The sequence below is a fragment of the Natronoarchaeum mannanilyticum genome (genome assembly GCF_039522665.1).
Taxonomy (GTDB): Archaea; Halobacteriota; Halobacteria; order Halobacteriales; family Natronoarchaeaceae; genus Natronoarchaeum; species Natronoarchaeum mannanilyticum.
Window position 1 is genome coordinate 66,766 of sequence record NZ_BAAADV010000006.1, and the last position, 8,810, is coordinate 75,575.

General features: G+C 67.2%; 7 protein-coding genes. 2 read left to right on the plus strand and 5 right to left on the minus strand.

Annotated elements, in window-relative coordinates; genetic code table 11:
- Window positions 1–111 precede the first annotated feature (111 nt).
- The 5 genes from ABDZ81_RS13075 to ABDZ81_RS13095 form a co-directional block, all read right to left on the minus strand.
- Complete coding sequence (locus ABDZ81_RS13075) at window positions 112–1,041, minus strand: polysaccharide deacetylase family protein (RefSeq protein ID WP_343774440.1); 930 nt, start codon at window positions 1,039–1,041, stop codon at window positions 112–114.
- Window positions 1,035–2,591, minus strand: a complete 1,557-nt coding sequence (locus tag ABDZ81_RS13080; RefSeq protein WP_343774441.1) for a nucleotide sugar dehydrogenase — start codon at window positions 2,589–2,591, stop codon at window positions 1,035–1,037. Before ABDZ81_RS13080 ends, ABDZ81_RS13075 begins: the two co-directional genes overlap by 7 nt.
- Complete coding sequence (locus ABDZ81_RS13085; protein WP_343774442.1) at window positions 2,592–3,167, minus strand: acyltransferase; 576 nt, start codon at window positions 3,165–3,167, stop codon at window positions 2,592–2,594. It abuts the gene before it with no gap.
- 250 nt (window positions 3,168–3,417) lie between these two features.
- On the minus strand, window positions 3,418–3,597 hold the full coding sequence (locus ABDZ81_RS13090) for a hypothetical protein (protein WP_343774443.1): 180 nt from the start codon (window positions 3,595–3,597) through the stop codon (window positions 3,418–3,420).
- 108 nt (window positions 3,598–3,705) lie between these two features.
- Window positions 3,706–5,487, minus strand: coding sequence for a hypothetical protein (locus tag ABDZ81_RS13095; protein ID WP_343774444.1), 1,782 nt, complete (start codon window positions 5,485–5,487; stop codon window positions 3,706–3,708).
- 491 nt (window positions 5,488–5,978) lie between these two features.
- On the opposite strand from ABDZ81_RS13095, the gene ABDZ81_RS13100 reads away from it, so the two are divergent.
- Complete coding sequence (locus tag ABDZ81_RS13100; protein ID WP_343774445.1) at window positions 5,979–7,583, plus strand: alkaline phosphatase family protein; 1,605 nt, start codon at window positions 5,979–5,981, stop codon at window positions 7,581–7,583.
- On the plus strand, window positions 7,580–8,584 hold the full coding sequence (locus ABDZ81_RS13105) for a GNAT family N-acetyltransferase (protein ID WP_343774446.1): 1,005 nt from the start codon (window positions 7,580–7,582) through the stop codon (window positions 8,582–8,584). Before ABDZ81_RS13100 ends, ABDZ81_RS13105 begins: the two co-directional genes overlap by 4 nt.
- The last annotated feature ends 226 nt before the right edge of the window (window positions 8,585–8,810 follow it).

The window sequence follows — 8,810 nt, forward strand, 5'->3', positions numbered from 1 at the left end:
ATTAGTATTACTTAACGCTGGCATCGAAGAACGTTCCGGCGTCGATACCCTCCGGCGCTTCTGACGTCGAGACTCGCCGGCACCGCCGAACGTACCGGGAATCGAAGAAAATCAGTTCGACGTCCTCGGTGCGCGCTCCTCAGGTTCCTTTCCCTCGACTGCGCTCCCGCCGTCTCCGTCGGGATGTTCGAGTTGAGCGTACAGGTCCGCCGGCGGGCCGACCCACGCTCCCTCGTCCAGCGCGTACTCGACGATGCGCCGGTACAGCTCCCCGTAGCCGGGGAAGTCGCGCTGGCTGAAGTATCGGGGGTGCCAGAGGATCGTCGCGACCGCCTCGCGCTCGCGGGCCTCGTCGAGCACTGCCCGACACTCCCGCCAGGCGCGTTCGAAGTGTTCGGTCGGATCCGGGAGGGCGACCTCCATGATCGTCAGCGGGAACACGACGAACTCGTCGTCGAACGGCCGCAGCGGTGCGTCGCCGTACTGGAACCCGTACGTGCTCGACGAGCCGAGACTGGCGTCGTACTTCAGCCCGACGTCGGCGTGGTGGCGCCACGTGTCTGGTTCGTCGAGATTGAGGTAGTGCTGACGCCCGCCGACGATCTCGCGGCCGAGGATCGACTCGATTTGCTCTTTTTCAACGGCCAGCCGCTCCGGGTCGTCGTAGGACTCGTAGGACCCGTGGAGCCCGACCTCCCACCCGCCCTCGTCGAGGTCGTGGATCACGTCGACGATGGCGGGATCCGACAGCTCGTACCGGCCGGCGTAGCGCTTCCAGCTGCCGGGATCGAACCAGTCGCGGACGGGTCGATCGCGAAACAGGTTCTGCTCGTCGAGGAAGTAGAACGCCGACCGGACGCCCAGCGAGTCCTCCAGCGCCATCACCTCCTCGAACTGCCAGTAGGAGTTCCGGCCCGGCAGCACCGACAGCAGGTGCGAGGGGTCGCGCTCGGCGACGGCGTAGTACCCCGACTGGTAGGTCTTGTACGGCCGGTCGACGTCGTGGGTGAGACAGAGCGCGAACGAGTGGTCGTCTAGCATCCGTCCGGGGGATCGCCCGCGGTATCACCGCCGTCGCCGATCCGCTCGGGATCGACGGGATCGGCGACGTCGGACCCGCCACCTCGTCGGTCACCGCTCGTTCGGGTCTGCTGCCCGACGCCGATCGTGTACTGGCGGTGCGGTGTCTCCGAGAGGTCGAGCGTCTGCTGTCCGTCGACGACCGCAAGCGAACGGTCGAACGCCGACCAGTCGATCCCCTCGAAGTCCTCGTGGGCGGTGACCAGCACGGCGGCGTCGGCGTCCTGCTCGTAGATCTCGTCGAGGGTGATCTGCCGCCCGGCGAACTCGTCGGCGTCGTCCAGCATCGGATCGACCGTCAGCACCTCGGCGCCCAGGTCTTCGAGGCGCTCGCTGATCGGAATCGCCGGGCTCGCGCGGGTCTCCTCGACGCCGGCGCGGTAGGTCATCCCGAGGACGATCACGGTCGCGTCGGCGACGTTCTTCCCGGCGCCCGCCAGTTCCTCGGCGAGCTTGCGCACCGTGAACGCGGGCATCTCGTCGTTGACCTCGCGGGCCGTCGAGAGCAGCCGGTTCCAAGAGTCCAATCCGTTGATCAGGAAGTAGGGGTAGTACGGGATGCAGTGGCCGCCGACGCCCGGCCCGGGGTCGTGGATGTCGCAGTACGGCTGGGTGTTGGCGACCTCGATCGCCTCGGTGACGTCGATCCCGAGTTCGTCGGCCATCCGGGCGAGCTCGTTCGCCAGCGCGATGTTAACGTCCCGGTAGACCCCCTCGAACACCTTGACGGCCTCGGCGGTCGTCGCGTCCGAGACGGGGATCGTCCCCCGGTCGTTGATCTCGTCGTACACCAGCCGGGCGGCGCGGATGCTCTCGGCGTCGACGCCGCCGACGACCTTGGGGTACGCCCCGCGGATGTCCTGGACGGCGCGGCCGCTGGCGGTCCGCTCGGGACAGAAGGCGACGCCGAACTCGCCCTCGTCGAGCCCGCTTTTCTCGCGCAGGCGCGGGGCGACGACGTCCGAGCAGGTTCGCGGCGGGACCGTCGACTCGACGACGACCAGATCGCCCGGTTCGAGGCCGGTCGCGACGTCGTCGATCACGGACTGGAGGATGGACAGGTCCGGCGCGTCGTCCTCGCTGAGCAGCGTGGGGACGATGACGACGTGGACCGTCGCCTCGGCGGCGGCCTCGGCGGGGTCGCTGACCGCGCGCAGGGCGCCGGACTCGACGGTCTCGGCGACGAGTTCGGGAAGTCCGGGCTCGCGCTTGACGTGACACTCGCCGGCGTTGACCGACGCGACGACGTCCTCGTCGACGTCGGCGCCGATCACGTTGCCGCAGGTCTCGGCGTAGACGGCCGCCAGCGGCAGGCCCATCTTTCCCAGGCCGTAGACCGCGACGGGGATCTCTCCCGAACGGAAGGCACGGCGGCGTTCCTCGATCGACGCGTCGGCATCTCTGCCGTTCGATTCGCCGGCATCGCGGTTAGTTGCCGGATCGGCGTCGTCGTACTCATCAGTCGATGCGGCGGCGTCGTACAGCGGGATGTCGGTAGTCGTTCGACTCATTCAGATCATGTTCTGGCCGTCGAGCGGTTCAGGAAGCGGTTCGTGGGTCGCCGGAGCGCCGACGGCGAGCGTCCCCGGCGGGACGTCCTCGGTCACGACGGCGCCGGCGGCGACGAACGAGCCCTCGCCGACCGTGACGCCGGGGAGCAACACCGCGTTGGCGCCGATCGAGGCGTGATCCTCCAGGGTCGGCCCGACGAGATCGACGTCCCGGCGGATCGGGTAGGGATCGTTCGTGCAGACCGCGTGCGGGCCGAGGAACACCTGGTCGCCGATCTCGGTGTACGGCGGGACGTACACGCCGGTCTGGAGGCTGACCTCGTCGCCGATCGTCGTCGTGCCGTCGACGACGGTGTTGGTCCCGACGACGACGTCGTCGCCGATGACGGTCTCCTCGCGGACCAGGGCGTTGTGGCCGGTCTGGAACCGGTCGCCGATCTTCACGTCCGAGTAGATGATCGTCCCCGATCGGATCGTCGCGTCGGCGCCGATCTCGGGCAGGTCGTCGTCGCCGGGCGTGCCGACCGTGGCGCCGCCCTGCACCTCGACGTCCGGGCCGAGCTCGGCGCTGGTCATCGTTCTCTCCCCATCGCTGCTGTGCTGTCGCGCTCTCGATGCGTGTAGACCATTCAGTTCCCAACGCCAGCAGACGGGCGTTGTCCGGCAATTACGTCGTGTTCTCTTTGTTATTCCTCGCTTGCGACAGGTAAGGCGGTTGTACGGTCGCCGCCGTCGGGCGACCGTCTGGTGACCGCTGCGTCGAGCGAGAACTGGTCGACGATACGCAGAAACAGAGAAAACGCGAAACTCGCCGCTCCAAAAACCGCTACCGACAGTCCCGCACGTCGCAGACCGCGCCTTCATCCGCGACGATGAAGGCGTCCGCGCGGAGCGCCTCCTCGTCGGACGGGAGGAACAGCAGCTGGTTCACGCCTCGGTTCTCCGCGGAGATGACGTCCAGCTCCAGGGGCTCGTAGCCGAGGTCTGCCTTGGGGTCCGGGTCCATCGGGAGTGCCTCCCACTCCTCGGGGGACACGTCAGATCACCACCTCTGGACGCGGGCGTCCCGCAGGGCCGCCGCGGAGCGAGTTCCGTCGATCGAGTCCCGCGCGGTTCATTCCTGATTCTCGAACTCGACGGCCGCGTCGCCGCAGACCTGCATGCTGGTGACTTTGCCGGAGTAGCGGTAGCCGTCGACGCCGTCGCGGACGATGCCCAGCACCTTCCCGTTGGAGACGTTCGAGGCGAGCGAATCCCAGGTCGACGCGTCGGCGGGCGTCGAGGTCAGCTCCTCGCTCTGGCGGACCTCGCCGGACACCTCAAACGAGTACGTGCTCGAGGAGTCCGAGACTGTTCCGTCGATCACGAGCGCGTTCGTGAGGCCGTCGTCGCCGCCGTCCTCCCCGGGCGGCGCCGTCTGAGCGATCAGCTCATCCTCGCTAACTTCCTCGCCGTCGAGCTCGATCCACATCCAGTCCGGGCTGTCGACCGTGACGTCGGTGACCTGTCCGTACACCTCGTAGGCGTCGCCGTAGCCGTTGCCGGTGGAGCCGTTGACGGTGTGGGGCCCGTCTTCGGCGTCGGCGTCGACCGTGAAGTTGCTCGTCGCGCGCACTTCGTTGCCGCTCGGGCTGGTGTAGGGTGAGACGCGCAGCGGCGTGACCGGGCCGTCGGCGGTGAACTCGTAGCTCGCCTCGCCGGCGTCGGCCGTCGAGATGAACGTCACCAGGTGGGGATCCATGTCCGGCAGATCGTCGCCGCCATCGCTGCCGGGACTGGATGCTCCGCCGCGCCCCTCGTAGTCGAGGATCGGGATGCGGGGAAGCTTCGAGGCCTGCTGGGCGTCGCTGCCGGTGACAGTGCCGGACGCGGGGACGCCGATGTCGAAGTTGCCGTCGCCGGTGAGGTGGACGTTCTCCGTGCGCCAGTCGGCGTCGTGGCTGCGGACCGCCTGGTTCGAGGAGTTCGTGTAGATCCGCGTGTTCCGGATCACGCCGCTACCGCCGTCGAACAGCGGCGACAGCTCGACGGGGTAGTAGCTGCCCCGGTCGTGGTAGATGTCGCAGTTCTCGACGAGGATGTTCTCGCCGCCCTGCCGGATGCGGAGGTTGCGCTGGTTCCAGACGCCGTCGTTCGGCGGCGAGTCGGCGTCGTGGACCATCGTCACCTCGCGGGCGACGCTGTCGTCGGTTCCCAGCCGGACGTTGCTGATGTTGTTGTTCTTGTAGAGGCCCCCTTCGACGATCACGCGGCCGCCCTCGGCGTCGTCGTAGCTCCCGCCGGGCGCGCTGGCGTACAGGCCGTTGTCCGAGAAGTCCTCGACGTAGCAGTCGACGAACTCGATCGTCCCGGCGTGTTCGGCGCCGACGTAGAGGCCGACACCGTCGGCGCCGTCGACGACGCCGTCGGGCAGCCACACCTTGTCGAGCACCATCCGCGCGTCCGATCCCGGCGCCTCGGCGCGGAGCTTGGCCTCCTCGCCGCCGGCCGCGCCGCGGATCGTGATGTTCTCCAGGCGCACCTCGCCGCTCTGGGCGCGCACGGCGTTGTACCGGTATTCGCCCTCGGGGTGGTGGAGCTGGACCGCGCCCGGCTCGCCGTCGCCGATCAGCGCGGCGTTCGAGTAACTCCCGCTGAGGCCGCCGCCGTTCCAGTCGTAGTCGCCCGGCGGAATGTGAACCTCGTTGCCGCTGGTGAAGTGCTCTTCGAGGTATCCGTCGATCGTGTCGCCGTCTTCGAGCCCCTCCTCGCCGAGGTCGACGGCGGCTGCGGCCGCCGTTCCGCCGAGTAAGCTCGCCGTACCGGCTGTCAGGCCCGCTGCACCGGCGAACTTGAGGTACGCTCGTCTGTCTACGGTGGGGCTACCGCGTTCGTCCGCGTCGTTTGGGTCTGCCATACTCCGGTAGGGCCACCCTACACAAATAGTAATTTTGACCAGATTGTGTCGCGGAACCAATGGTATCGAGCAGTTTACTCACAGATACGTGCAGTATATATTCTCTTACTTGCCCTCCGGTCGCGGTCGACGGTGCCACCGGAACGAGCGTGTCAGACGGCCGGACGCCGGTTTTCTTTCCGAAAACGGAACTCGACGCAGTGTACTCCTGAAACCGAGCGGACGACGTCGCGCGTGGGGACGACGTCGCTCGTGATTGTCCGACGGACGCGCGGTAATACTACCCTACCGGCGCTGACGACCGAGCCGCGTGATCTCACGACTCGTCGCCTCGCTGGGCCGGGAAAGCCGAGGGAACTGGCGACGGAAAGCTCCGATTACCGGTAAGGCGATCGTTACGTCCGGTGAACGATCCGCTCGTTCATCGACAAAATCGGCAGCCGTCGTGAAGGTTATCTATAACAAAGGCTACCCGAAGTTACCCCCCGGACATGCGAACACTGCTTATCGGCATCGACGCCGCCTGCTCGCGGGTGTTAGACCCGCTGTTCGAGGCAGGCGTGACACCGGCGCTGCAGGGGATCTTCGAGGACGGCGTCTCCGGAACGCTCGACTCGCAGATCCCGCCCTGGACGCCCAGCGCGTGGCCGTCGCTGTACACGGGGGTCAACCCGGGCAAACACGGCGTCTATAGCTTTCTCTCGTTCGACGGCTACGACTGGGACGTCGTCAACCGCAGCGACGTCACCGAGCACGCACTCTGGGAGCTACTCGATCATCAGGGATTCTCGAGCGTCGTGGTGAACGTTCCCGTCACGTACCCGCCGGACGACGTCGACGGGGCGGTTATACCCGGCTATATCGCCCCCGAGAATCCCGACTGCCATCCCGAGGGGGTTCTCGCGGACGTGCGCGAGAATCTCGGCGAGTACCGAATTTACGGGGAGCGATCGGTCGACGATCCGATCGACGAACAGCTCGCGGAGTACCGCGAACTGACGCGGATGCGCGGCCGGGCGTTCCGGTATCTCGCCGACCGGTTCGACCCCGACTTCGGCTTCGTCCAGTTCCAACAGACCGACACGGTGTTTCACGAACACCCCGACGAGTGGGACGTCGTCGAAGGCGTCTACGAGGCCGTCGACGAGGAAGTCGCCGCCATCCTCGACGCTCACGACCCGGACAACGTGCTGGTGGTCAGCGATCACGGGATCGGCGAGTACGAGGGCTACGAGTTTCGCGTCAACGAGTTCCTCGACGAGCGCGGGTTCGTCGAGCGGACCGCCGGCGACGGCGGGATGCCGTCGTGGTCCTCGATCGCGCGCAAGGAGCTTCGGGACGGTCGGGACGACGCCGATCCCGACCCGACGCCGCTCGAACGGTCGCTGTCGGTGGCGGCGGCGTTCGGTCTCACGAGCCAGCGACTGCAGGCGATCGTCGACCGGCTGGGGCTCACCGACTTCGTCCTCGACCACGTCTCGCCCGACGCGGTACGGGCCGCCTCCGAGCAGGTCGATTTCGAGCGCTCGACGGCGTACATGCGCTCGCGCATCGAACTCGGTGTCCGGATCAACTTGCAGGGCCGCGAACCGAACGGCGTCGTCCCGCCCGACGAGTACGACGCCGTCCGCGATCGGCTGATCTCCGCGCTACAGTCGGTCGAGACGCCCGACGGCGACCCGGTGTTCGACGCGGTCGTCCCCCGTGAGCGGCTGTTCGACGGCGACCGCATCGAGGACGCGCCCGACGTCGTGACGGTTCCGGCGGACTTCGACAACTACCTCTCGGCGTCGCTGCGCGGCGAGCAGTTCAGCGCGCCGAGCGAAGCCTGGAACCACAAGATCGGCGGGACCTTCGCCGCCGCTGGTGACGCCGTCGGCGACGCCAGCCCGGCGGCGGCCCACCTGTTCGACGTCGCTCCCACCGTGCTGGCGACGATGGGCGTCCCCGCCAGCGACCGGATGGACGGCGCGACCATGCCCTTCGTCGAGTCGAGCGGCACGACCGAGTACCCCGCGTACGATAGTGACGCCGACGTCGACACGGACGACGCGACCGTCGAACAGCAACTCACCAGCCTCGGCTACCTAGAATGAGCATCGAGATCGACGTGTTCGGCCGCGAGGATCGCGATCGGTGGAACCAGCTCGTCGAGCGCTCGCCCCACGGTACGCCGTTCCACCGGTACGAAGCGCTGGAGGTGCTGGCCGACCACTCCAAGGCCGACGTCCACCCGTTGGTCGGCTACAAAGGCCAGGAGCCGGTCGGGCTGTTCCCCGTCTTCGGGATGTACAAAGGGCCGGTCGCCGCGGCGTTCTCGCCGCCGCCGGACCTGAAGGTGAGCTACCTCGGCCCGGTGCTGGTCAACTTCGAGAAGCTCAAGCGCCGCAAGGCGGAACGTCGCCACTCCCGGTTCGTCGAGCGGTGTCTCGACCTGCTGGACTCGGAGCTCAACCCCAAGTTCACGCTCGTCCGGACGTCGCCGTGGTACGACGACCCGCGGCCGTTCTCCTGGAACGACTTCGACGTCGAGTTGGCCCACACCTACGTCGTCGACCTCTCGCCGGGTCGGGACGAACTGCTCTCGCGGTTCAGCAGCGACGCCCGGCGCAACGTCACCAACGAGCCCGACGCCGACGTCGAAATCCGCGAGGGCGGCGCCACCGCCGTCCGGCAGATCATCAACCAGGTCAAGGCGCGCCACGACGAGCAGGACGAGTCCTACCTCCTCACGCCCGAGACGGTGAGCGCGCTGCACCGCGAACTTCCCGACGGCGTCGTCCGGCCGTACGTCTGCACCGTCGACGGCGAGTTCGCCGGCGGCGTCGTCGCGCTCGACGACGCCGACGCCGTCTACCGCTGGCAGGGCGGCGCCAAGACGGATTCGAACGTCTCGATCAACGACCGCCTCGACTGGCGGATCATGACGGACGCCATCGAGCGCGGCCGCGAGGAGTACGATCTCGTCGGCGCGAACAACCAGCGCCTCTGTGGCTACAAGGCTAAGTTCGCGCCCGACCTCCGGACCTACTACAGCATCCAGGACGGCACTCGGAGCATGAATCTGGTGTCGGGGCTGTACAAGCAGTTCAGGTAGATCGACATATAGTTCACCGAGAACGTTCACGGTGGGCGGCCCTCTCGTAGCAAACGGACCCGGGGATCCAGAGTGTAAACCTTGACATTTTGTGTGATATCGAGGCGATTTGCGGTGTCGTCTTTTATATAACCCCCCGACAGAGTGACGGGGGGCCGCCAGAGTGTATTACGAGACCTTCTGTCGGAGCGCGTCCGTTATCGCATCGTAGGACCACGACTCGTCC

Bases quoted from the DNA above. Each gene is read 5' to 3' on its own strand.
- ABDZ81_RS13075 (WP_343774440.1), bottom strand. From the start codon at position 1,041: ATGCTAGACGACCACTCGTTCGCGCTCTGTCTCACCCACGACGTCGAC.
- ABDZ81_RS13080 (WP_343774441.1), bottom strand. From the start codon at position 2,591: ATGAGTCGAACGACTACCGACATCCCGCTGTACGACGCCGCCGCATCG.
- ABDZ81_RS13085 (WP_343774442.1), bottom strand. From the start codon at position 3,167: ATGACCAGCGCCGAGCTCGGCCCGGACGTCGAGGTGCAGGGCGGCGCC.
- ABDZ81_RS13090 (WP_343774443.1), bottom strand. From the start codon at position 3,597: ATGGACCCGGACCCCAAGGCAGACCTCGGCTACGAGCCCCTGGAGCTG.
- ABDZ81_RS13095 (WP_343774444.1), bottom strand. From the start codon at position 5,487: ATGGCAGACCCAAACGACGCGGACGAACGCGGTAGCCCCACCGTAGAC.
- ABDZ81_RS13100 (WP_343774445.1), top strand. From the start codon at position 5,979: ATGCGAACACTGCTTATCGGCATCGACGCCGCCTGCTCGCGGGTGTTA.
- ABDZ81_RS13105 (WP_343774446.1), top strand. From the start codon at position 7,580: ATGAGCATCGAGATCGACGTGTTCGGCCGCGAGGATCGCGATCGGTGG.